Source organism: Duganella hordei (assembly GCF_040369125.1).
Taxonomy (GTDB): domain Bacteria; phylum Pseudomonadota; class Gammaproteobacteria; order Burkholderiales; family Burkholderiaceae_D; genus Rugamonas; species Rugamonas hordei.
This window is the reverse complement of record NZ_BPWI01000002.1, coordinates 625,501-649,685: the sequence shown is the minus strand read 5'-3', so window position 1 is coordinate 649,685 and position 24,185 is coordinate 625,501. Positions and strand designations below refer to the sequence as shown.

Here is a 24,185-nt window from a genome sequence, read left to right as displayed (position 1 = left end):
GCGCGCCCGGCATCAGGGAGCGACGCTGACGTCCAGCTCCTTCTTGCCGGCCCAGCGGCCGCGCAGCGCGCGGGCGGGTTCCGACCAGCTCAGCTGCAGCGTCGCGCTGACCTTCTCGCCGCTGTGCTCGTTCAGCGTCAGCTTGCCGTCACGCTCGGCGCCATCAAGCGCGATGGGCTGGCGGAACTTATCGTAAAAATACGTCCCCTGAATGGAGCCGTCGCTCTCTTTTTTCAGCGTCATCGTGATCGCCATCGGCCCCAGGCTGCCGTGCAGCACCTGGCCGGAATAGCCGCCGCCAGCCGGCACCGCCCCCGTTCCCACCAGCAGCGCCTTGCCATACGGGCTCAGGCGCGGCGACAGCTCGGCATAGGGAATGGCCAGCCTCACGCTGTCGACATCGTCCAGCGCGCGCTCGGCATGGCTGGAGCAGCGCGGCGCACTGACGTTGTAGTTCTGCGTGGCCGCCTCCAGCTGATAGGACTGGAATGCCGCAAGCAAGGCGGCATCGGACTGGCCATCCGGCTGATTTTCCGCGTCGGCGCAATCGCTGTTGAACGCCACACGCTGCTCCAGATCGTCGATATCGTCTTTGGACGCGTTCTTTTTCTTGCGCAGCGCGTCCAACAGTGTTTTCTGCCGCGCCGCCTCGTTGCGATAGCTTGCCAGGCGCTGCTTGTGCATCTGCCGCGCCAGATCGCGCATGCCGGTCACGCTGAACATGTCCTCCGCCTCCATCGACCGCCCGCTGGCCATGTCGAAGCTGTAGTAGGTCTGCGAGCTCTCGCAGTAGGCGGCGCAGAATTCGCTGTCGAAGGCGATGGTCAGGATGCGGCCGTCGTTGCGGCTGATCTTGAAGGATTGGGAGGTGATGCCGTCAAGGGCGATGCCGTCGGCCGCGCCCACAGACTTGCCTGCCTGCTTGGGCGCCAGCACGCCAAAGCGCGAGAGAAACAGCTTGTCGTTGATTTTCGCCGACACCAAGGGATCGCCGGCCTGCACCAGCGGCATGACGATATCGCCTGCGGGCACCGGCTTGCCATCGCCCTGCTTGCCCTGAACCGCCAGACTACGGACAACGGCGGGCGCGGCCGCCTGCGCCAGGCCGGCACAGCACAGCAGCAGCAACAAAGGAGAGAAACGCATGACCGACCCCGCTATGGTGGAAAAACCACAGCATGTCCTGATTGCCTGGCGTGGTCAACCTTTAAGGCGCCGTCAGCTGGCCGGCTGGCTGAACCGTCCGCTGAGGAAGCTGGCGATGCGGTCCTGCGTGGCCTCCAGGTAGGGGATGTTCATGTGGTCGGAATCGGGCACGGTTTCGTCCGCATGCAGCCGGCCCAGTTTCTCGACCAGCAGGTCCGTATGCGAATGGGGCACCACGTCGTCGAAGGCGGCGCGCAGCACATAGGTCGGCGCCTTCAGCTGGTGGGCGTACTTGATCGATTCGAATTTATGCTGCAGCACGTAGTCGATCGGCAGCGCCTTGAACCGGCGCTTGGCGATGGCCAGGATCGAATCGTAAGGCGTGATCAGCACGATGGAATTGGCGTCGCGCTCCATCGCCACCTGCACCGCCACGCCGGAACCGAGGCTGCGGCCGACCACGGCGATGCGCTTCGGGTCGACGTGGTGGCGTTCGCTGAGCCAGTCGAACAGCATGCGGCCGTCCTCGACGAAATGAGTTTCGGCCGGATCGCCGTGCGAATCGCCGTAGCCGCGATAGTTCACCGCCAGCACCGCCATGCCGGGGAACAGCTTGCCCGCGTCGCGCGCCACCCACGACACTTCTTCCGACCGGCCGCCGAAATATACGACGCCCGGATGCGGCCCCTTGACCGGCGGCGTCATCAGCCAGCCGGACAGCCGCGTGCCGTCCTTGGCGCGCACCACGATGGGCCGCGTGCGGTGGCCGGAGCTGTACGGCTTCAGCACCTCGCGCTTGCTGCCGATGGGATTGAACAGCAGCCGCTTCTGGCTGGCCGCCACCGCCGCCGTGAGTCCGACCCACAGCACACTGACGATGCCGGCTAGACCGGCGACTTTTTTGGAATGATTCATACCCATTACTTTACTCTTGTCCGGCCCTGTCGCGGCGCCGATTTTGACCTTGATGCGTGGTTTAGGCCACACTGCCAGTATAATGTGCGCTCCGTTTTTTCATGCCATGTAGATAATGAAACCTGCCATCGTCCTGTTGCATAGCTCCATGAGTTCCAAAGCCCAATGGGCCGACCTGACCGCGCAACTGGACGCCGGTTTCCGCTGCATCGCCGTCGATCTGCTTGGCTACGGCGCCTCGCCGTTCCCAGCCGACGTCGGCGCCGGCTACACCCACACGCTGGCCCATGAAGTGGACGCCGTCAACGCCGCCATCGCCTCGCGCCTGGAACCGGGCGAAGCCTTCCACCTGATCGGCCATTCCTACGGCGGCGCCTCGGCGCTGCACATGGCGCGCCGCATGCCCGAACGCGTGCTGTCGCTGACGCTGTTCGAGCCGGTGGCGTTCCACCTTCTGGCGGACGAGCATCCGGCGCGCGCGGAGATCGTCTCGGTGGTGGCCTGCATCAACGCCAGCGCATCGGACCGGGACGCCACCCGCATCTTCATCGACTACTGGAACCGCGCCGGCGCCTTCGACGCCGCGCCGCCGGCCGCGCAGGAGAAGATGATCGGCATGATCGCCAAGGTGCGGCTGGACTTCCAGGCGCTGCTGGGCGAGCAGGCCACGCTGGCCGACCTGTCGGCGCTGACCATGCCGTCGCTGGTGATGTCCGGCCTGAACAGCCCCGCCTCCACCCGCCTGCTGGCAGAAGCGCTGGCCGCCGCCCTGCCCGACGCCACCGCACTGCAAACGCGCGGCGGCCACATGGGACCGATCACCCACGGCGCCGTCGTCAACCCGGCCATCGTCAACTTCCTGGCCGGCGCCGAAGTCACCGCCGATTGACAAAGCCGGCTCAGGTGTGACACTGTCTGGGCTTCGCCCTCAGCCGGAGTGTCATGCCATGCGCCGTTCTGCCTTGTTGTCCGCCCTTCTGGTTTCAGCCTGCGCGCAGGCGGCCGACTACAACCTGCCGGCGCGGCCGGACACCGTGGCCTGGGGCTACTACTCCGGCCAGTCCAAGCCGGTGCTGACGGTGCACAGCGGCGACACGGTGCGCATGCAGACCCTGTCCACCTGCGGCACGCCGGAACGCATGATCGCCAACGGCGTCAAGCCGGAAGACATCCCGCCCTACACCGCCGCCATCTACAACGAAGTGAAGGACAAGGGCCCGGGCGGCCACATCCTCACCGGCCCGGTGGCCATCGCCGAAGCGGAACCGGGCGACGTGCTGGAAGTGCAGATACTCAAGGTCGACCTGGACGCCAACTTCGCCTGCAACGGCTTCGCGCTCGGCAAAGGCTTCCTGCCGATGGAGTATCCGTACAGCCGCAGCAAGATCATTCCGCTGGACCGGCAAAAGATGATCGGCCACTTCGCGCCGGGCATCGAGATTCCCCTGAAGCCCTTCTTCGGCAGCATGGGCCTGGCGCCGGCCGGCGGCAAGATCGACAGCGCGCCGCCGTTCGCCCACGCCGGCAACATGGACAACAAGGAGCTGGTGGCCGGCACCACGCTGTACATCCCGGTCGCCGCCAAGGGCGCGCTGTTCCAGGCCGGCGACGGCCATGCGGCGCAGGGCAACGGCGAGGTCGATATCACCGCGCTGGAGACCTATTTGAGCGGCAGCTTCCGCTTCATCGTGCACAAGGACCGTCACCTGATCTGGCCGCGCGCGGAAACGCCGACCCACTACATCTCGATGGGCTTCAGCCCCGACCTGAAGACCGCCACCGAACACGCGCTGCGCGACATGATCGACTTCCTCGTCACGGAAAAACACCTGAGCCGCGACGACGCCTACATGCTCTCCAGCGTGGCGGTGGACATGGAAATCACCCAACTGGTCGACGGCAACGTCGGCGTGCACGCCATGCTGGCCAAGAAGGTCTTCAAATGATGCGGACCACGCTGGCCATCGCGGCACTGATGCTCTCCACCGCCCACGCTGCGCCGGCGCAGGCGCCGGTCGAGGTCCACGCGCTGTACGCGCCGCAAACGGTGCCGGGCAGCGACGGCGCGCGCCGCCTCTACTATGAACTGGACATCGGCAACTACTACGCCGACACCGGCACGCTGAGCCTGACCGAGGTTGCCGTGTATGCCGACGGCGACGCCAAGCCGCTGGCCACCTTCAGCGGCGCCGGCCTGGCAGGCCTGCTGCGTCCCAACAAGGAACTGGAGGCCGACAATAGCCTCGCCACCAAGGGCGGCGCGCATGCGCTGATCCTGATCGCCGCGCCGCTGCCGGACGGCCGCAAGGCGCCGCAAACGCTGCGCCACAAGCTGACCTTCAAGACCGACAAGGGCATCGTGCAAACGGCGGACGACATTCCGGTCGCCGTCGCCGCCCGGCCTCCGGTGGTGCTGGGCGCGCCGCTGCGCGGCGGCCTGTGGCTGGCCGACGAAGGCCCCGGCCACGCACAATCGCATCACTGGGGCAGCGTGATCGCACAGAACGGCCGCCTCACCATCCCGCAGCGCTATGCCATCGACTTCTTCGGCCTGGACCCGAAAGGCCACGCCGTACAGGTGCCGGTGGAAAAACTGGCGGAGAGCCGCGTCGAAGACTGGGCCGGCTGGAACACCGACGTACTGGCCGCCGCCGACGGCATCGTGCGCGACGCGCAGGACGGCGTCGCCGACCGCAAGCCCTTGTCGCCGCAGGATGAGCCGGAAGAACTCAGCGCCCGCACGCTGTACGGCAATTTCGTCGTGCTGGAAGTGGCGCCCGGCATATTCGTGCACTACGCGCATCTGCGCCAGGGCAGCGTGCAGGTCAAGCCGGGGCAGCGCGTCAAGCGCGGCACGGTGATTGGACATCTGGGACTGACCGGCGGCGCCGGCGCGCCGCACCTGCACCTGCACGTTTCGGACAAGCCCACCTTCGCCGATTCGCAAGGCCTGCCCTTCGTGTTCGACAGCTACACGCCCGCCGGCCGCACCACGGAAAGCGACGCGATGAACAACACCTCGACGATACAGCTTGCGCCGCAAGCGCCCCGGCAGCACGGCCGCATGCCACTGGATGGAGACATCATAGGTTTTTGACCGTGGGCGGCGACACCCAGCCGCGTGTCGAAGTTCTGCATCAGGCCATCCTGGAGGGCCGCGCCTTCGAGCGCCATCACGGCGCGGATCGCGTCCAGCGTGAAGCCGAGATTCTGGCCAATGTGAATCAGATGCAGCCGCTCCAGCGCCGACTCCGCATAGACACGGTAGCCATTCGCTCCCCGCGCCGCCTTGGGCAGCAGGCCCGCTTGCTCGTAGAACCGGATCGCCGACGCCGCGATGCCGGAACGCTCCGCCAACTCGCCAATTTTCATATTTCGCTCCCAACCGCCTGGCCAAGGCGGCGATGGAAGAAAACATGGCGGACGCCGGCCAGCTTCCCGGTCCGGCGTTAAACCGTTTATACGAAAGCTGGGCGCAAGGCGGCGTGGGCCTGATCATCACCGGCAACGTGATGATCGATGGCCGCGCGATGACCGGTCCGGGCGGCGTGGTGCTGGAGGCCGCCACGCCGCTGGCGCCGTTCCGGCGATGGGCACAGGCGGCGCGCCGGCAAGGCGCGCAGGCGTGGATGCAAATCAATCATCCCGGCCGCCAGGTGATGGCCGACATGGGCGGCAACGCGTGGGCGCCGTCGGCGGTGGCGCTGGACATGGGCAAGCACAGTAAGCTGTTTGCGCAGCCGGTCGAGATGAGCACAGCGCAGATCGAGGAAGTCATCGCCCGCTTCGCCGCCACCGCGCGCGCCTGCTGCTGGCGGTGGTAAGTGCGGTGCGCTCGCGCGTGTCGGCCGGTTTCAGCGTCTCGGTCAAACTGAACTCGGCGGACTTCCTGCGCGGCGGCTTCTCCGAGGACGACGCGAAGCAAGTGGTCCTGCTGCTGAACGAGCTGCCGGTGGATTTGATCGAGCTGTCCGGCGGCAGCTACGAAAGCCCGGCCATGCAAGGCCGCACCGCAGACGGCCGCACGCTGGCGCGCGAAGCCTACTTCCTGGAATTCGCCAAGGACCTGGCGGGCATCGCCACCGCGCTGGCCGAAGTGCCGGACCTGCCGCTGCAATGGCGCGACGGCCGCGAGCCGGCAGCATTGCCGCCGGCAGTGGAATGGAAAGACAAAACCATGGCGTCGGTCGCCGCCATGGGCTTGGTCAAGCGCCGGCTGCGCGCCCTGGGTGACGGCGCAAGCAAAAGACGCCGCTACTCGCCGCTGTGGACCGTGATACTCGGCCAGCTGCGCACCGCCAGCCTGACCAGGCGTTATCGCGCATGGCGCGTAACGGCTGCCGGCTGATGGCCGCCGGCTAGTCGCCCACCACGATATCGATGGTGTTCTCCAGCCAGATGCCAAGGTTGGGGGTGCGGGCACGCTGGCCGGCCGGTCCCAGCTCCTCCGGCGGATGGAACTTGGTGCCGATGGGGACGATCGCGTTCAGGAACGAGATGTCACCCAGCGGAAAATCGATGTGAGTGGCCTTGGGCTCGGAGCCCGCGCCGCTCGCTTCCGTCGGTGTGAACATGCGCAGCGCGATGTCGTCGCTGTGGTTGATGAAGGTTAGCGGCAGGTTCTTCGTCGCCAGCTGCGCCCAATACACCTTGTCGTGGAAGCCCTTGAATTCCGGATAGTTCCATGACAGGCCGGATACCGTGTCGTTGTAGGCTTTCTGCCAGACGTCGAATTCCACGCCCTGCGTGCGGTTCTTCCAGACGCGGTAAGGTCCCTTGCCGAGCCAGCGCATGGAGTTCACCTGCGTTTCAGGATAATCGAAGCTGACGCCCAGCGCATCGACAGGCTTGCCGCCTTCCATCTGATAAGCGTAGTTCACGCTCAACGTGCCGGACGCGCCCAGGCGCCACTTCACCTTGCGCAGGTTGCCGGTATATTCGGCCTGCACGACGACGGCGTCGCCGTCACGGCCGGCCTGAATATTCTTCAGTACGGCCTTGCCGGCGACCAGACGTGGGCCGTTGGTCAGCGGCGCGACGATACCGCCCTTCTTCAGCTCCCGCAGATAACCGGTGGATTTGTCGATGGCGACGCTCAGTTGGCCGGCCCGCATTACAAAGCCATCCGCCAACTCCGCGACCTCGGCCCCCGCCGACTGTGTCACGGGAGCTTGCGCCGGCAGCATGCGCTGGGCGACCTGCGCGGCGCTGGCGATCATCCATGACCACGTGTAGATCTCCCGCCCCTCGCTGTCGGCCGCCGTGAAGTACAGCACGTCCTGTTGTGCCCAATCCTTGGGCAAGGCCATGCTGGCGTAACCGCGCATGCCGGCTGCCACATCGGGCGCCTTGACGGCGCCTTGCGCCACCACCGTATGTCCGGGTTCGCGGCCGAACTTCGCCAGCTTCCAGCTCAGCTTCAACTGATTCAGGTTACGGAAATCGTAGCGGTTCTCCAGTACGATCTTGCCGTCGAACGTGGGCGGCAGGTATGACAACTCCCCCATCGGCAGATACACCGGCGACCAGATCTTCTTGATCGCAAAGAAGCTGCCCTCTTTCTCACGGTACGGCCCGAGTATGCCATCCGGCGCCTGGTTGCCCGCCACGTCGATGGCACCGCCTTTGTCGCCGCGCACGATGCCCTCGTCGACAAACGCCCAGATAAAGCCTCCCGCGCTCAAAGGATTCGCGAGCATCGCGTTCCACCAGTCGTTCAAGCTCGCGCCCGCGCCGCCGTCGTACAGGCCATGCAGGAACTCGGTCGGCATGAACACGTCGCGGCCATGGAACAGGGAGGTCGCGCAACAGTCGTAGCTTGGATAGTGCGCCGTGTCGATGCCGCCGAAGTTCTCCCACGGATGTATCACCGGCCGCCGCTGCGCATCCCACTTCGGATACAGCGCGTCCAGGTCGCGATTGAAGCCGCCCTCATTGCCGTTGGCCCAAAGGATGACCGAAGGATGATGCTGGTCGCGCTGTACCAGTTCCTTCACCAGCGGCGTGGCGACATCGGTGTCGTAGGATTTCTGCCAGCCGGTCAGTTCGTCGATGACATACAGGCCCAGCTCATCGGCCACGTCGAGGAAATGCGCATCCGGCGGATAGTGCGACATGCGCACCGCGTTCATGTTCATTTCCTTCATCAGCTTCGCGTCCTGGTAGCTCAGGTCCTTGCTGGTGGTGCGGCCGGAAGTCGGCCAGATCGAGTGCCGGTTTGAACCTTTAAGGCGCACCTTGCTGCCGTTGACGTACAGGCCGTCGCGCTTGCGCAGCTCTATCGTGCGGAAGCCTATGACCTTGCTCACCTCATGCACCACGCGCTTCCCGCTGAGCAGCTGGAAGCGTACCTGATAACGTTGTGGATACTCGGCCGACCACGGAATGACGTGATCGATATGGCCGTGCAGGTGCGCCTGTCCCGCCACAACCTCCGCATTGATATCCTTGCCGAGAGCTTTGCCGTCAAGCGTCGTGACGCGGGCGCTGATTTTGCCGTCCGCTTGACCGGCCAGGAACACGTCGGCATCGAAGTCACCGGTGTGGCGCGCATCCACGCTCACGCGTTCGATATTGTGCTGTGGCTTGGCCTCCAGCCATACCGGCCGGTAGATCCCGCTGAACAGCCAGAAATCGGCGGTACGCTCGGCACGATTGACCGACTCGTTGGCGGAGAAGCGATTGACCGTTACCTCCAGCTGGTTCGCCTCGCCGACCTTCAGCAGTTTGGAGACGTCGTAACGAAACTCATAGAATCCGCCTTGATGCACCGGTCCCGCCGGCTGGCCGTTGATCTTGACCAGCGTATCGGTCATCGCAGCGCCGAACACGATGTCGATCTGTTTTCCTTGCCAAGCCGCCGGCACATTGAATTTGTAGCGGTAAATGCCGGTCGTATCGGGCGCCGGATCCTTTTGCCAGTCGCTGTAGTAGCGGTAGGTGCCGTAGCCTTCCATCTCCCAGTTCGACGGCACCGGGATGGTCTTCCATGCACCGCTATTGCGCCCTCCGTTGACGAAGAACTCCCAATCCACGCGGTGGTCCTTGTCCGTGCCGCTCAGGTACTGTACCTGCGTCGGCTCCGCAAAAGCAAAGCTGCCGGCCGCCAGCAACAGGCAGCACAGCGCGCCGCGTATCACAGCGCGCCCCCCAGGCGTTTGCTCTCGCCGACCTTCAGGTTCAGGGGAATGACCTTGTCGCCGTAGCGCACCTTGCCGGCGCCGGATCCGGCGGTGCGGCGTATCGTGGCGGAGGTCAGCTTGCCGCCGGCCCAGGCCAGGTCGACTTCGTAGCCGCCGCGCGCCTGCAGGCCCTTGACCGAGCCGGCCGGCCACGCCGACGGCAGCGCCGGCAGCAGATGCAGTTCGCCGGTCTGCGACTGCAGCAGCATCTCGCAGATGGCGGCGACGGCGCCGAAATTGCCGTCGATCTGGAACGGAGGGTGCGCGTCGAACATGTTCGGGTAGGTGCCGCCGGCGTTGTTGTTCTCGCTGCCCTTGCTGCCCTGCTGCGCCGCGCGCGCGCCCGGCTTGGCCAGCTGGCCGCGCAGCATCTTGTAGGCATGATCGCCATCCAGCAGGCGCGCCCAGTAAGCGGTCTTCCATGCCATCGACCAACCGGTACCTGCGTCGCCGCGCCCTTCGAGCGACTTGCGCGCGGCGGCCGCCAGTTCAGGCGTCTTGACCGGAGAAATCTGGCGGCCCGGGTAAAGGCCGAACAGGTGCGAGACGTGGCGATGCGTATCGCCCGGAGTATCCAGTACCGGATCCTTCTTCTCGTCCATCCATTCCAGCAGCTGCCCCCAGCTGCCGACGCGCGGCGCGGCCAGCTTGTCGCGCATGGCTGCGATCTCGTTGCGGAAAGCCTGGTCGTCGCCCAGTGCGTCCGCCGCTTCCACGGTGTTGTTGAACAGGTCCCAGATAATCTCCTGATCATAGGTGACGCCGTCCTCGATCGGACCATGTTCCGGCGACCAGCCCAGCGGCGCCACCAAGCGGCCGTCCGGCAGCTGCTTCAGGTAGTCCTGCCAGAAGTGCACCGCTTCCTTCATCATCGGATAGGCCACGTTGCGCAGGAAGGTCTTGTCCTGCGTGTAGGCATAGTGTTCCCAGAAGTGTTGGGCATACCAGGCATTGCCGGTCTTGTTCCATACATAGCGCATGCCGCCGAAAGGATTCGACTCGGTGCGCACGGTCCAGCCGCGCACCGGCTTGCCGGCGCTGCTGACAAAAGTCTCCTCGCGCTGTACCGCCTTGCCGCTCAGGTCCGTCGGCGCCATCGGCACGGATTCGGGATGCGCGATCGCGTGCGCCGCCGTGTCGGCAACCAGCTTGCGGTACACCGGCGACACGCCCTGCACAAACGAGAAGAACGGCAACGCGTTCCCCGACAGGTTGGCCGGTTCCGCCGGCCAGTAGTTCATCTGGATGTTGATGTTGGTGTGGTAGTCCGAACTCCATGGCGGCGTCAGGCTGTTGTTCCACAATCCCTGCAGGTTGGCCGGAAGCGTATCGCGCGAGCTGGAGATCAGCAGGTAGCGGCCGAACTGGAAGAACTGCGCTTCCAGGCCGGGATCGTTGCCCTCCGCCGTGTAGGTCTCGATGCGCTGGTCTGTCGTCAGCGCCGCGCGTGCAGGTGTAGCGGCGCCGAAGTCCACGTTCATGCGGTTGAACTGCGCGCGGAAGTCCTTCTGGTGCTCCGCCAGCAGCGTCGCCCACGGACGCGCCGCCGCGCTGACTTGCGCAGTCACGCGCGGCAGCGGAGGTTCGCCCTGGAACTTCTTCGCTGCATCCAGCACGTAGCTGGTGCCCGCGCCGATGATCAGCGTAACGGCGTCGCAGTCCTTGAAGGTGATCTTGTTCCCGTCCAGCGCAATGGCGCCGCCTTCGTTCAACACTTGCACCTGGCTGGCATAGTTCATCGCATTGGGCAGCGAGCCGGTAGCGACGATGCGGTTGCCCAGCGCGTCGATCTTCGCGTCGTGCATGTCGGTCAGCTCTATCGATCCGGTGTACTGCCCGCGCTTGCTGGCGGTCAGGCGCATCGCGATCACCTGCGCCGGGTAGCTGGCGAAGGCTTCGCGCTTGAACTTAACGCCGCCATGCGTGTAGCTGACGCTGTGCAGGCTCTGGCCTATGTCCAGCCGGCGCGCGTAATCGGTGGTGGCCTGCTCGTGGCCAGGCAGATTGATGTAGACGTCGCCGAACGCCTGGTACGCGCCCAGCGCCTTGTCGTCGCCGGTCCACAGCGTGATGTCGTTGAACTGGATGCGCTCGCGCGCCAACTGCCCAAAGATCATCGCGCCTATGCGGCCATTGCCGATGGGGAGCGCCTCCCGCTCCCATCCCTGCGCGGTGTCCGGGGCCGGCTTGTTGTAGCGTAGCGTGAGGTCGGCGGCCGAAGCGGTCACGGCCACCAGCGTCAAGGCGACTAGGAAAGCGGCCACATAGACCGCGGCGCGCAGGAGTCGGTTCATTTGGGCGTTATCTGGATCAGTACGACGTCGTTCACCCGCATGGCCACCTTCAGGCTGGCGGTACCGGATTTGAGGACGCGCAGGTTGCGCAGTTCCGCGCGGTCCGTGGTCTTCGCCTGCAACTGCTCCAGCTGCGCGGCGCTCAGCGTCTTCGGCGATCCCATTTCCAGGTAGGCAGTATGCGCATCGTTGGCCTTGAAGCCGGTGCGCTGGATGCTGACCGCATAGGCGCCGGGCTTGAAGCCTTTCAGCTCAAGGCTCAGCGCCTTGCCCGGGGTGGTCGGGAACACCTTGGTGTAGAACGGCCGGTTGCTCTTTTCCTGCTTCGGCGTCTGGAAATCCCAGGCCAGCACCTGCACGCCGCGGCCGTCGCGCGCGACGTAGCTTTGCGCATCCGATGTTTTCAGCTCGGTATCGCCCAGCTGGTTCAGGTACTTGTACGCGAACCAGCTGGGCTTGCGCACGCCCTGCGGATTCATCAGGCCAAAGCCGCCTTCGAAGGGCGCGGTCGGCGGACCGGGCTCCTCGAACAAGTCGCTGTAGGTCCAGTAGCTCATGCCTTGCGCAAGCCCTTCGGTGGCTTTGAGCTTGCTCAGGATATAAGGCGCGCTGACATAGGAATCGTGCACCGGATCGCGCGGCGTGTAGCTGGTGCTCCACTCGGTGAAGTACAGAGGCAGGCCAGCCCTGCCGGCGTCGGTGATTTGCTGGCGCACATTGCGCACGTCGCCGACGATGGCGTCCGGCGACGGCGACAGCTTGGTATCGCTTTGGCCCTTCTCGTCAAGGAAACCGCCATCGACGCCATAGGTATGCGTGGTGATGAAATCGACCGGCGCACCGGAAGCCTTGGTATGCGCCAGGAACTCCGGCACCCAGGCCGCGCCGGCGGTCGACGGGCCACCGACCTTCAGTTCCGGATCGAAGCTCTTGATGGTGCGCGCGGTCAGGTCGTACAGGCCGAAGTAAGCCTGCTGGTCGGCCTTTTCCCAGAAGCCGTCAAGGTTAGGCTCGTTCCATACTTCGAAGTACCAGGAACGCACTTCTTCCCTGCCGTAGCGCTGCTCGATGTGGCGCACGAAGGCGTCCACCAGCGCCGCCCATTTCTCCGGATCGGGGTGGGAGGTGTTGCCCTTCCAGTAGAAGATGCTCAAGTCCGAGCTGCGCATCGCCAGCGGCGTGAAGCCCAGCTCCACAAAGGGCTTGATGCCGATCTTCAGCAGGCGGTCGTACAGATAGTCCAGCTTCGACCAGTCGTACACGCCCTTGCCGTCGACTTCCTTGTACGTCCCCAGCACGTCGTGAAAAATGGCGTGGAAGCGGATGTAGCGGAATCCCAGTTCATCCCTGGCGATCTTGAGCTGGGCCAGGCTGTCGTCGCGTATCAACGTGCCCGGATAGTCGGAGCCGACCGACAGATCGGCGAAGCGGTCGCGCGGCGCCGAAGCGCCGCCCAGATCGACGGGGATGCGGCGGACATCGGCGGCGGCCGCCGCCGATGTTCCCAACGCCAGCAGCAAAGGTAGTACGGTTTTCAGTTTCATGCTCAACGCTTTACGGTAATGGCCTTGCCTTCGTAGCTGACGACCTTGTCGGCCGCGTCGAAGTCATCCGAACTCGATACGCCGGCCTTGATGAAGCGCACCTTGAACTGGCGCTTGGCCACCATGCCCTTGTACTGGCCGGCGCGCTCGCCGATGGTGACGGCGCCGGTCTTGTCGTTGTAGCTCAACGGGATGCGGCTGAACTCACCGCGCTGGTAGGCGTTCGTCACGCCGTCATCCTCGTACAGGCTGAATTTGCCGTCGGCGCCGGTGTAGATATTGAGTGTGAGCGGTGCGTCCGGCTTCTCGTCCACGTACTGCGTCACGGGGCCCATCGGCAGGATCGCGCCGGCCTTCACCAGCAGCGGCATGCGGATCTCCGGCGCGTTGATCGACGCCGTGGTGCCGCCCTTGTACAGCTGGCCGGTGTAGAAGTCATACCAGTTCGCGCCCTTCGGCATGTACACGCTGCGCTCGCGCGCGCCGTAGACATACACCGGAGCGACCATCATGTTGTGGCCGAACAGGTACTGGTCCTTGATGTCCTTGACCGCCTCGTCCTGCGGGAAGTCCATCACCAGGCCGCGCATGATGGCGCCGGATTCGTAATGGATATCCGCCGCGGCCGAATAAATATAAGGCATCAGGCGATAGCGCAGCTTGTCGTACCAGACCATCGAATCGCGCATCGGCGAACCGGCCGGCGAGATTTCGTGGATCTCGCGCTTGACCACCTCGCCGTGGGAACGGAACAGCGGCGAGAACGCGCCGAACTGGAACCAGCGCAGATTCAGCTCGCGCCATTCCTTCATGTCCTCCTCGCTGCCCTTGGCGGCGCCGGTGTCGCGGTTCTCCTGCGCCGAGCCGACATCGCCGAACTGGTAGCGGGTTTCCTGCGCATAGCCGCCGATATCGTGCGTCCAGTTCGGGATGCCCGACATCGAGATGCTGACGCCAGCCGATATCTGGTCGTACAGGTTGTTCCAGCGGCTGGCCGTATCGCCGCTCCACACTGCGGCCGCGTTGCGCTGGATGCCGGCGAAGCCCGAACGCGACAGGATGAACTGGCGCGTGTCCGGCTGGTCCTTCTTCAGTCCCTGATAGAAGCCCTCCGTATGCACCAGGCTATACGGATTGAAGGTGATCTCGCCGCCGCCATACACGGTCGGTCCGACCAGTTTCTTGAAGTCGGCAGGACGGGTGTTGGACAGCACGTCCGGTTCGGTGTTGTCCATCCACCAGGCGTCGAAGCCCAGGTCCACCAGTTTCGGCTTCATCTGGCGATAGTAGATATCGCGCGCTTCCTTGGTGTACGGATCGTAGTGGCTGTTCTTGTAGCCGGGGCCTACCCAGTCGAGGGCGCCGTCTTCGACGTTCTTGGTCCACATGTGGCCCTTGGCCGCAAGTTCCTTGTAGTTGGCGGTGTTCGAGTAGAACTTGCCCCAGATCGAAATCATGATGCGGGCGTTGGCCTTGTGGACTTCATCCACCATCGCTTTCGGATTCGGGAAACGGACCGGGTCGAAATCGTGCGAGCCCCACTGGTCCTGCGGCCAGTAGAACCAGTCCTGCACCATGTTATCGACCGGCCAGCCCTGCTTGCGGTATTCGCGCAGCACGCCCAGCAGCTGCTCCTGCGTTTCATAGCGCTGGCGCGACTGCCAGAAACCGTAGGCCCACTTCGGCATCATCGGCGCCTGTCCCGTCAGGTGGCGGTAGCCGGCGATGACGTTGTCGATGCTCTCGCCGTTGATGACGTAGTAGTCGATGCCCTGCGCGACTTCCGACGAGAAGGTCAGCGAGTGGCGCTCGGCGTCCGGCAACGGATCGTTATGCGTGATCGCGACCATGCCGCCGGTCGGCTTCCATTCCAGGTGCAGCTTGACCGGCTTGTTGGCCTCGAACTTGACCTCGAAATTGTGGTACCACGGGTTCCAGCCCTGGCGCCACACGTCCATCACCTGCTTGCCGTCCAGGCTCAGCGTCGCATAGTCCGACGAGTACAACTGCATCTTGTGCACGCCCGGCTTGTCGCTGCTCAGCGTCGCATCCCAGACGACCTTCACGCCGGTGGCCTTCTTCGGATCGCCCAGCTCCTTCGGCCAGTTCTCGGCCACGTCCTTCAGATACTGGTAGGAGATGTCCTTCTCCTGGCGCGTCAGCACCAGTTTGTCATTGACGTAGTAGCGCGCCGTCAGGCCGCCCGGCTTGCCCTCGTCGTCGACCAGTTTCAGGTCGCGGCTCAGGTAACCGTAAGGCTTGGCGTTGCCGAAGCGCGAGATGGCGTTGTTGTCCCACAGGACGCCGTAGTTCTTGTCCGAGACGACGAAAGGCACGGCGATCGCCATGTTGTGCTGCATGAGCAGCACGTCCTCGCCGTTGAGGTTCATCTGATGGTTCTGGTGCTGGCCCAGGCCGTAGTAGGCGTCCTTGGTGCCGTGGTTGAAGCCTTCCTTGATGGCGAGGAAAGGCTTGCCGTCGACGTCGACCGGCGCCATGCTTTCCGAGGCCTGGCTCAGGAAGGCCTTGCCGGCCGCATTGAAGAATTGAACCTGGCCGGTCGCCAGCGACACCGCCACCGAAATCTTCTTCGCCTTCAGCGTGACCTTGTCCTTGCCTGAAGCGGCGACTTTGAAGTTACCGCTAACAGGAGCAGCCACGGTCATCAGCGATGGCGTCAGCGTCTTGCCTGCCTGGTCGAGCTTCACCACGTGGATGATGTTATCGCCCATGACTTCCAGCCGCACCTCTTTGGCGGCGCCGCTGTCGGGCTTGACCACCACGCCGGTGGCGGTTTTTTCAAACGTGCCGGCCGACGCGTGGCCGGCCATCATCACCGCCAGGCACGAAGCCGCCGGCACCATCGATTTGAATCGCATTCTTTCTCCTGTTATTTTTAATACGTACCCATTTTGACTTTGAGAACCACCGGATTGCCGGTCAGGTTCAGGCCATAATCCGTCTGGTCGCCGTTCCAGTTGCGCTCCATGATCCACTTGCCCGACGCATCGAAGTAGCCTTCCTCCACGCGCGCCAGCATCGACGGCTTGCCGTCGGCGCTGCCGAAGCTCACCCGTGCGTGCTGGCCCACGACGATAAATTCATTGTCGCCGATTTGCGCGATCGAGACGCCGCCATTGGGCTGCTCGGTATTGGCCGGCATGTCCTTCACCTTGGCCAGCCATTCCGCATCGCCGAACTGCCACAGGCGGAAACTGACGGTGGCGTCCCAGTTCTTCATCTTGATGGTCTGCGGCTTGCGGTCGTCGCCCTCGGCCACGCCGTGCGTGCGGCCCTCGAACGCCCACTTGGCCCACTGCCGCTCCATCGGCCGGAACGCCGCGTAGATTTTACCGAAAGGCTCGACCATGGTCTTGTCGACGGCCTTGGAGCCGAGCGGGAAGTTGCTGTAGTCGGCGTAGTCGATGCCGAACGGCGAGAAGGCCAGCGAACCGCGGCCCAGCACCAGGTAGGCATAGCGCACGTAATTGGCGGCGTTGCTCATCTCCGGCAGCATCAGCGGATTGTCGGCGCGCTGGAAGCGGTCCAGCGTGGCGGTGAATTTGTCCGACTCGGGTCCGTAGATGTCCGGCGCGGCGATGTCGATATGCGGCGCGGCGGCCTTGTAGATATCGATGACGTCGTAGGTCGGGCCGCCGCTGGCGAAGTTGCCCTTCCACGGCATGACCGGCGATTCCAGCGGATCGCGCAACGCGTTGTTGACGTACATCGGCAGGTTGTAGACGGCGCGGCCGGCCTTGGCGATTTCCTCGATATAGCTGGCGATCGAGTAGGCGTGGAAGTATTCGTCGGCGTAGTCGCCGTAGACCTGCTTCCAGGTTCCCGACGCGGCCAGCGTCGGCTTCTTGTGATCGAGCACGGCTTGCGGCACCTTCTGCTCGAACGCCGCCTGCGCCTTCGGCGCGAAATCGCGCACGAAACCGTAGGTGCCGACTTCATTCTCGACCTGCATCATGATGACGGTGCGCTGCGCCGTATCGACCTTCTTGATATGTTCCATCAGCGCGACAAAGGCCTTCTTGTCGGCCTTCATCGTTTCCTCGCTGTTCGGGGACAGGCAGTAGATCGTCTTGCCGTCCTTGTCCACCATGCGCGGGAAGCGCTTGTTATCGAACTTGACCCATTCCGGCGTGTACTGCGGGCCGGTGTTCTTCCAGGTGCCGAACCACAGCAGCACCAGGCGCATCTTGTTCTCGCGCGCCTGGGCCAGCAGGGTGTCGACATAGCTGAAATCGAACTTGCCCTCGACCGGCTCGATCTGTTCCCATGCGACCGGGATTTCGAGGGTGTTGGCGTGCATGTCCTTCAGCGCCGGCCAGACCTTCTTCAGGGCCAGCGGATAATTGCTTGAATTGTGCGCCTGGGCGCCGAACATCACAAACGGCGCGCCATCGACCATCAGGGCGTGGCGGCCGTCCTTCTTCACAATCTGCGGCAAATCGGCGGCCGCCGCACCAGCTGCGGCCATCAAAAAACTCATGGAGGTAACAAGCTGGCGGGCGGTGTGCTTCATCTGGTTAAAGCCTTTCGTGATTTAGAAGTCGTAGCTCAGTTTTGCCACCACGCGACGGCCGGTCTTGAACCATGCGCGGCCCATCATACCGATATTTTGCTGCATCAGCTGCTTGTAGGTCGAGTCGGTCAGGTTCTGCGCTTCCAGACCCAGTTGCAGCTTGTCGGTGAACTTGTAGAACATCGACGCATCGAGCTGGCCGTAGGAGTCGGACCAGGTAGGCAGGCCCCATGCGACGTTGGTCTGGCCGTAGGTCGGGCTGGCAGGATTGGTATCCAGACCGTCCGTACCCTGGGTGCCGTTGACGTTGACCGCCTGCAGCGCCTTCGAACGCCAGTTGTAAGCCAGGCGCGCCGAGATCTTGCCCTGATCGTACAGCAGCGCGAGGTTATAGGTCTGGCGCGACAGGTTTTCCAGCGGCAGATCGCCGAAGGTGGTGCCGTTGGTGTCGCAGCCGTTCAGGTTCAGGTTGACGTTGTCTGCGGTGTTCCCGCCGGTGCAGTACTTCTGATACACAGGCTTGTACAGATCGCGCTTGCTGTCGACGAAGGTGAAGTTGGCTTGTACGCCCAGGCCGGACCATGCACCCGGCAGCTTGTCGAAGTACTGCTGGAAGGCCAGCTCGAAGCCGCGGGCATAACCCTTGGCGCCGTTGACCGGACCGGTGACCGTGAAGTCGTGCTGTTTGCCGGCGGTGTCAGGCAGCTGCACCACGTAGGTCTGGTTGACCACGATGTCTTTCAGGCGCTTGTTGAACACCGTCGCGGTGAACGAACCGGTAGGCGCGAAGTACCACTCCATGGTCGCGTCGAGCTGCTTGGAGGTGGTCGGACGCAGCAGCGGGTTGCCGGTGCCGGTACCGGTCAGGCTGACGCTGTTGACGGTGGTGACGCCGGTGGCGGTATTGGTCGAGGTGTTGGCCGTTTCCGACAGCGTGGTGTAACCCTGCAGCTGCGTGAAGTCCGGACGCGACAGCGCCGATGCGACGGCAAAGCGGAACTGCAGCGTGTCGGTCGCTTTCAGGCGCAGGTTCAGGCTAGGCAGGAAGTTGTGGTAGTCGTTCTCGTAATCCTTGACCTGGGCGAACGGCAGGATGTTCGGGACCGGCACGCCGACCTGGTTGCCGCCGTTCGGTGCGGTCGAGGTGAACACCGTGTAGCCGCGCGCGCTCGAATCGGTCTTGACGTAGCGCAGGCCGATGTTGCCGTCGATCGGATACTTCAGGTTATCCCAGCCGAAGCGCAACTGGCCATACAGCGCCTTGGTCTTTTCCGACTGGTCGTTGGTGCCGGCGTAGTTGTCCGCACCGAAGGTCGCTTGTTTCCACGGGGCGCAGGTGCCGGTAGGATTTTGCTCTTTGCACAGGATGTCGTGGTAGGTGTGCAGCTGCGCGTAGCTGCCCGGGAAGCCTTGCGCCAGCGAGACGTTCGGGAACACCACGGACGGCACGGACACGCCACCGTTGAAGAAGTTATTGAACGAGTGCAGGTTGGTATTGCCGCTGAAGCGCGGGTCGCCCAGCGACGCCAGTTTGCTGATATCCCAGCCCACCTGCCATGGCTGGGTGATGGCCGCCCAGTTGTAGCTCGGGTTGGAGTTCTGCGTCACCGCGTCGCGGTCGGTCAGGCGCACACCAAAGCGGAAGTCGCGCAGCACAGGATTATCGAAATCGTACTTGGCGTCGGTGCGCCACGCGGTTTCATTGGCCTTGCTCTGGTCCAGGTGTTCCATGGTGAACGCCCAGTAGTAGTTCTTCGGGTCGGCCAGGTAAGCGCGGTCGGCATCGGTGAACAGGATCTTCGGCACGTTGCCGCTCAGGTCCAGCGTCTCCTTCGGCATCGTGACGCCGGTGGCCACGGTGGAGTCCACGCTGCGGGTGGTGGCCTTGATGTGCTGGACGTCGGTGGTGACGGTCCAGTTGTCATGACGCCAGCGCAGGTTCCACGACAGGTCGGTGGTATCGGACTTGCGGTTCGAGGTACGGGTATCGTCGCCGAAATTGATGCCGCCGTCGGTTGGATCGGTCAGGGTGCCGGTCTGCAGCGCGCCTTTGGAATTGAAGGTGGCGTCAGGCGAAACCTTGATGTTGTAGGGGCTGGACTGGGCAAAGATCGCCTGCTCGTCCCACTGCATCTCGTACTTCGACTTGAAGTAGGTCAGGGAGCTGGACCAGTCGTCCTTCTTCCATTGCAGCGCGCCGTATGCGCCTTCGCGCTTGCGGTTGAATTCCAGCGTACGCCATTGCGCGCCTTTCGGTACGTAGACGGTATTGCCCTTGGCGTCTTTCAGCGGATAGTAAGGCTCGACCTGGAAGGCGTCGGTGCGGGTGCCGCTTTCCGAATAAGCCAGGTCCAGCAAGGCGCCGATTTCACCCAGCGGGGTTTTCCAGCGGTTCGACACCAGGCCCGAAGCCGATGGCGAGGTCTTGCCCTTCTTCAGTTCCGACCAGGTGCGGTCGGCCGAGACGGAGGCCTTGAAGCCCTTGTAGTCGAACGGCATGGCGGTGCGCAGATTCACCAGGCCGCCAACGGCGCCTTCGACCTGTTCCGCCGATGGGTTCTTGTAGATGTCGACGCCAGCCACCAGTTCCGGCGGCACGTCCTCGAAGTTCAGCGAGCGGCCGCCGTTGGCGGAGAACGAATCGCGGCCGTTCAATTCGGAGCGCACATAGCTCAGGCCACGGATCGATACGCCCGAACCTTCGACCGAGAAGTGCTCCGGGTCGCCCTTGGACATCGTGCGGTCGATGGTCACGCCGACGACGCGCTGCAGCACCTCGGTCACCGAACGGTCGGGCAGCTTGCCCATATCTTCGGCGACGATCGAGTCGACGATCTCGTCGGAATTCTGTTTGATCTTCTGTGCCGACTGCAGCGCAGCGCGCTGGCCGGTCACGATCACCGCCACCGGTTCGGTCGTCGGGGCGTCGGTCTTGGCGGGCGCGGTTGCGGTTTGTGCATACACCACCGTGCCGGACATCATTGCCATCACGCCCAGCGCGATCGCGGTTTTATTGAACTGTTTCATCTACACTCTCCAGAGTTATACGAATATTTCATGGCTCGTTGGCCATTTGTTATGGGTGCTAGTTACCTGCTTGTGGTTATTCAGTAGGGAAGCGCAGGGCGAATCTGCCCGCGGGCGCGAAATGGCGCTGGTAGTCGGTCTTCATTGATCTGGTCTCGCTCGTCGTTTTTTTATCGTGATGGCGGTTCTGGCGGGGCGCCGGGCCATCCGATGCTATGAGACCATTTTGCAAGTTACCCCTCATGGCCGCAATTGCGAAATTCACCAACGCCGAGAATGATAATGGCCAAGCGTAGCGTGCATCCGACAGGGCATGCAGCATAAAGGCGCGCGGCCCGGCGATGCGGGCCGCGCGTAGGCGGGACTGGAGGATGTGGCGCGGCTTACTTGATGCCGAGTTGCGCTTTGGTGTAGAAGCCGTCGGTGACGACCAGGTCGATGTTGGCCTTGGTCAGCGCGGTCGGTTTGAGCAGCAGCGTATCAACTTGTTTAAAGCCGTTCTGATACTGGGAATTGTAGGCCGGCTTCTCGCCGCGCACCAGCTGGATGGACAGCCGGGCCGCTTCCGAGGCGATCAGCTTGAGCGGCTTGTAGACGGTCATCGTCTGCGAACCGGCGAGCACACGCTTGACGGCCGCCAGGTCGGAGTCCTGGCCGGAGACGGCCACTTTGCCGTCCAGCTTTTGGGCCGCCAGCGCCTGGATCGCGCCGCCGGCGGTGGCGTCGTTCGACGCGACCACGGCGTCGATCTTGTTGCCGTTGGCGGTCAGCGCGTTTTCGATGATGGACATCGCCTCGGACGGACTCCAGTCCTTGACCCACTGCTTGCCGACGATCTTGATATCGCCCTTGTCGACCAGCGGCTGCAGCACCTTCAGCTGGCCTTCGCGCAGCATCTTGGCGTTGTTGTCGGTCGGCGCGCCGCCCAGCAGATAAAAATTACCCTTGGGCTTCACCGCCACCACGCCCTGCGCCTGCATCTCGCCGACCATCTTGTTATCGAAGGAGATGTAGGCGTCGATGTCCGCGTTGAGGATCAGGCGGTCGTACGAAACGACTTTGATTTTCGCCTTCTTCGCTTCGCGGATGGCGTTGTTCAGCACCGTGGCGTTGAAGGGAACGATGACCAGCACGTCCACGCCGCGCGAGATCAGGTTCTCGATCTGGGCGATCTGGCGCTGCTCGCTGGCGTCGGCCGATTGCACGAACACCTTGGCGCCCTGCTGCTCGGCGGCGGCGACGAAGTAGTCGCGGTCGCGCGCCCAGCGCTCCAGGCGCAAGTCATCGATCGAGAAGCCGATCTTTGGATTCTTGGCGTCGGCCATGGCGTTGCCGCCGGCCGTCGCCATCATGACGGCGATGGCCGCCGCGCTGAGTAATTTCTTCATTGATTCCGTCTCCTGTTGGCCTGGGTCTGAGCCCCAACAGCATATTAGCTTATCCAGCTATCAAGCGCCGTACCAACCGGCGTCGACGAAATATTCGCGGCCGCTGCAGCGGCCGGCCGCATCGGAGGCCAGGAACAGGGTCAGCGCCGCCACGTCCTCCACCTCCACGCGCTGCGGCAGGCACTGGCCGGCCAGGATGCGCGCCTCTTCCTCCGGCGTATGCCACAGGGCTTCCTGGCGCGGCGTGCGCACGGCGCCGGGAATGATGCTGTTGACGCGGATGTTGTGCGGACCGAGATCGCGGGCCAGGCCGCGCGTCATGCCTTCGATGGCCGCCTTGGCCGTCATGTAGAGGGTCAGCTCCGGCAAGGCCAGGTGCCACGAGATCGAACCGAAATTCAGGATCACGCCGCCGCCCTGCTCGCGCATGCCGGGCACCACCGCCTGGGCGCAGAAATAATGATGGCGCAGGTTGACCGCCATGCGGTTGTCCCAGTAGCCCTGACTCACATTACCCACCTTGTGGCGGTCGTCGTTGGCGGCGTTGTTGATCAGGATGTCGACCGGGCCTATGTCGGCGAACACCGACGCCACCTTGTCGAGATTCGTCAGGTCGCAGCGGATGTAGCTTGGCGGCGTGGGCAGGATGGAAAGCGCGGCCTGCAGCGCGAACGATTCCTGCTCCGCGATGTCCAGGAAGTGGACGCGGGCGCCCTGGCGCGCAAACGCCTCGACGATGCCGGCGCCGATGCCGCTGCCGCCGCCGGTGACGACGACACGCTTGCCGGCCAGGCCGGGGTAAATTGCATTGATATTTTTTTCCAAGGTCTTATCTCCAGGCAAACTGCGTGGAGGATTCTGACCCGATTCACCAGTGACGGCAATTATGAAACTCACCAATCCCGATCATGATTTAGGCGACGCTGCGCAGATCCGTCACAGTCGCGCCGTCGCCTTTGGGCGCGCAGTTGAGCATCGCCCGGTCCTGGTAGGCGCGCGGCGTGCAGCCCAGCTCCCGCTTGAACACCGCGTGCATGTACTGCACCGATGTGAAGCCGCAGCTGAGCGCCACGTCGGAGATGCTGCGTTCGCCGCGCGCCAGGATATCGGTGGCGGCGTCCAGCTTGAAGCGCAGGATCACGTCGTGCACGCTGCAATCGAGCTCCTGGCGGAAGTACGACTCCAGCGACGAGCGCGAGATGCCGACATACTCGGCCACCTGGTGCGTCTTGATGCCCTGGCAGGCGTACTGGCGGATGAAGTGGCGCGCCCGCATCACGTGCGGGTGCTTCGGCGTTTCGTGGCGGGTCGAGGTCAGCACGTTGATGCCGACCGGCGGCACCAGGATGCGCGTGCCGGCCAGGCGCACGCCGTGCAGCATCTGGTCCAGCAGGTGCGCGGCGGTGCGGCCCATCTCCTGCGCGCCCTGGATCACGGAGCTGAGCGGAATGCGCGTCAGCATGCGCGCCAGCGGGTCGTTGTCGATGCCGATCAGCGACACCTGCTCCGGCACCTCGATGCCGGCCATGATGCAGGCCTGCAGCAACTGGCGCGCGCGGGCGTCGGTGACGGCGATGATGCCGACCGGCTTCGGCAGGCTGTGCAGCCACTTGATCTGCTGCTCCACCGCCTCGTCCCACGACGGCGCGCTGGTGCCCAGGCCGCGGTAGATCTGCGGCTCCATCATGTCCTTGCGCATCAGCGTGCGGAAGGCGGTTTCGCGCTCCTGCGCCCAGCGGTTTTCCTGCGCTTCCGGCTGGCTGAACATGGCGAAATGGCGCAGCCCGGCCTCGATCAGGTGATCGTGGGCCATCTTGATCAGTTTGAAATTGTCGGTGGCGACGTAGGGGATGGAGCCGGGATAGTCGGCCTCCCTGGCGTAGGAGCCGCCGACCGCCACCACCGGAATGCGGCTGCGCTCCAGTGCGGAGGCCACGGCCGGGTCGTCGAAGTCTGCGATGATGCCGTCGCCCTGCCAGTGCTCGATGCCGGGCAGGCGCAGGCGGAAGTCTTCCTCCAGGAATAAATCCCAGGATGCACGGGTGCTGCTCAGATGCGACGCGATGCCTGCAATGACTTCACGATCAAAAATCTTGTTTGCATTAAACAGCAGCGCAATCCGATGTGACTTCTTCTGCATTTTTCATCCTACCTCG

At 63.9% G+C, this 24,185-nt stretch carries 14 protein-coding genes and 2 pseudogenes; 4 read left to right on the top strand and 12 right to left on the bottom strand.

Going from position 1 to position 24,185, the window contains the following annotated elements; genetic code table 11:
* Window positions 1-12: 12 nt before the first annotated feature.
* Window positions 13-1,146, bottom strand: a complete 1,134-nt coding sequence (locus ABWW33_RS07075; protein WP_353400377.1) for a hypothetical protein — start codon at window positions 1,144-1,146, stop codon at window positions 13-15.
* 72 nt (window positions 1,147-1,218) lie between these two features.
* The gene (locus ABWW33_RS07070) at window positions 1,219-2,061 is read right to left on the bottom strand and encodes an alpha/beta hydrolase (protein ID WP_176655646.1); all 843 of its coding nucleotides are present in this window, start codon (window positions 2,059-2,061) and stop codon (window positions 1,219-1,221) included.
* 115 nt (window positions 2,062-2,176) lie between these two features.
* Between ABWW33_RS07070 and ABWW33_RS07065 the strand changes: the two genes are divergently transcribed.
* The 3 genes and pseudogenes from ABWW33_RS07065 to ABWW33_RS07055 form a co-directional block, all read left to right on the top strand.
* Window positions 2,177-2,950, top strand: coding sequence for an alpha/beta fold hydrolase (locus ABWW33_RS07065; protein WP_353400374.1), 774 nt, complete (start codon window positions 2,177-2,179; stop codon window positions 2,948-2,950).
* Window positions 2,951-3,008: 58 nt separating this feature from the next.
* A complete protein-coding gene (locus ABWW33_RS07060) occupies window positions 3,009-4,007 on the top strand; it encodes an acetamidase/formamidase family protein (RefSeq protein WP_176655644.1) in 999 nt (332 codons plus the stop codon).
* Window positions 4,004-4,972: pseudogene (locus tag ABWW33_RS07055) on the top strand (M23 family metallopeptidase); the annotation flags it as partial. The gene ABWW33_RS07060 and the pseudogene ABWW33_RS07055, both read left to right, overlap by 4 nt.
* Before the next feature lie 59 nt (window positions 4,973-5,031).
* Here the strand turns inward: ABWW33_RS07055 and ABWW33_RS07050 are convergent.
* On the bottom strand, window positions 5,032-5,433 hold the full coding sequence (locus ABWW33_RS07050; RefSeq protein WP_353400371.1) for a MerR family transcriptional regulator: 402 nt from the start codon (window positions 5,431-5,433) through the stop codon (window positions 5,032-5,034).
* A 17-nt stretch (window positions 5,434-5,450) separates the two neighbouring features.
* Here ABWW33_RS07050 and ABWW33_RS07045 point away from each other — a divergent pair.
* Window positions 5,451-6,409 (top strand): annotated as a pseudogene (locus tag ABWW33_RS07045) (oxidoreductase).
* A 10-nt stretch (window positions 6,410-6,419) separates the two neighbouring features.
* On the opposite strand, the gene ABWW33_RS07040 reads toward ABWW33_RS07045, so the two are convergent.
* The 9 genes from ABWW33_RS07040 to ABWW33_RS07000 form a co-directional block, all read right to left on the bottom strand.
* Window positions 6,420-9,200 carry a glycoside hydrolase family 2 TIM barrel-domain containing protein gene (locus tag ABWW33_RS07040; RefSeq protein WP_353400369.1) on the bottom strand — a complete coding sequence of 927 codons (2,781 nt, stop codon included), beginning with the start codon at window positions 9,198-9,200 and terminating at the stop codon, window positions 6,420-6,422.
* The gene (locus tag ABWW33_RS07035) at window positions 9,197-11,536 is read right to left on the bottom strand and encodes a glycoside hydrolase family 95 protein (protein ID WP_353400366.1); all 2,340 of its coding nucleotides are present in this window, start codon (window positions 11,534-11,536) and stop codon (window positions 9,197-9,199) included. Before ABWW33_RS07035 ends, ABWW33_RS07040 begins: the two co-directional genes overlap by 4 nt.
* A complete protein-coding gene (locus ABWW33_RS07030; protein ID WP_353400363.1) occupies window positions 11,533-13,080 on the bottom strand; it encodes a GH39 family glycosyl hydrolase in 1,548 nt (515 codons plus the stop codon). The genes ABWW33_RS07035 and ABWW33_RS07030 overlap by 4 nt, the downstream gene beginning before the upstream one ends.
* A gap of 2 nt (window positions 13,081-13,082) precedes the next feature.
* Window positions 13,083-15,959, bottom strand: coding sequence for a TIM-barrel domain-containing protein (locus tag ABWW33_RS07025; RefSeq protein WP_353400360.1), 2,877 nt, complete (start codon window positions 15,957-15,959; stop codon window positions 13,083-13,085).
* Window positions 15,960-15,976: 17 nt separating this feature from the next.
* On the bottom strand, window positions 15,977-17,569 hold the full coding sequence (locus ABWW33_RS07020) for a GH35 family beta-galactosidase (RefSeq protein ID WP_353400357.1): 1,593 nt from the start codon (window positions 17,567-17,569) through the stop codon (window positions 15,977-15,979).
* Window positions 17,570-17,635: 66 nt separating this feature from the next.
* A complete protein-coding gene (locus tag ABWW33_RS07015) occupies window positions 17,636-20,641 on the bottom strand; it encodes a TonB-dependent receptor (protein ID WP_353400354.1) in 3,006 nt (1,001 codons plus the stop codon).
* A 383-nt stretch (window positions 20,642-21,024) separates the two neighbouring features.
* Entirely contained in the window at window positions 21,025-22,029 is a 1,005-nt protein-coding gene (xylF, locus tag ABWW33_RS07010; RefSeq protein WP_176655638.1) for a D-xylose ABC transporter substrate-binding protein, read from the bottom strand.
* A 60-nt stretch (window positions 22,030-22,089) separates the two neighbouring features.
* Window positions 22,090-22,854: a D-xylose 1-dehydrogenase gene (gene xylB / locus ABWW33_RS07005; RefSeq protein ID WP_218088014.1), complete on the bottom strand. Its 765-nt coding sequence runs from the start codon at window positions 22,852-22,854 to the stop codon at window positions 22,090-22,092.
* An 88-nt stretch (window positions 22,855-22,942) separates the two neighbouring features.
* Window positions 22,943-24,169: a XylR family transcriptional regulator gene (locus ABWW33_RS07000; protein WP_176655637.1), complete on the bottom strand. Its 1,227-nt coding sequence runs from the start codon at window positions 24,167-24,169 to the stop codon at window positions 22,943-22,945.
* Window positions 24,170-24,185 lie beyond the last annotated feature (16 nt).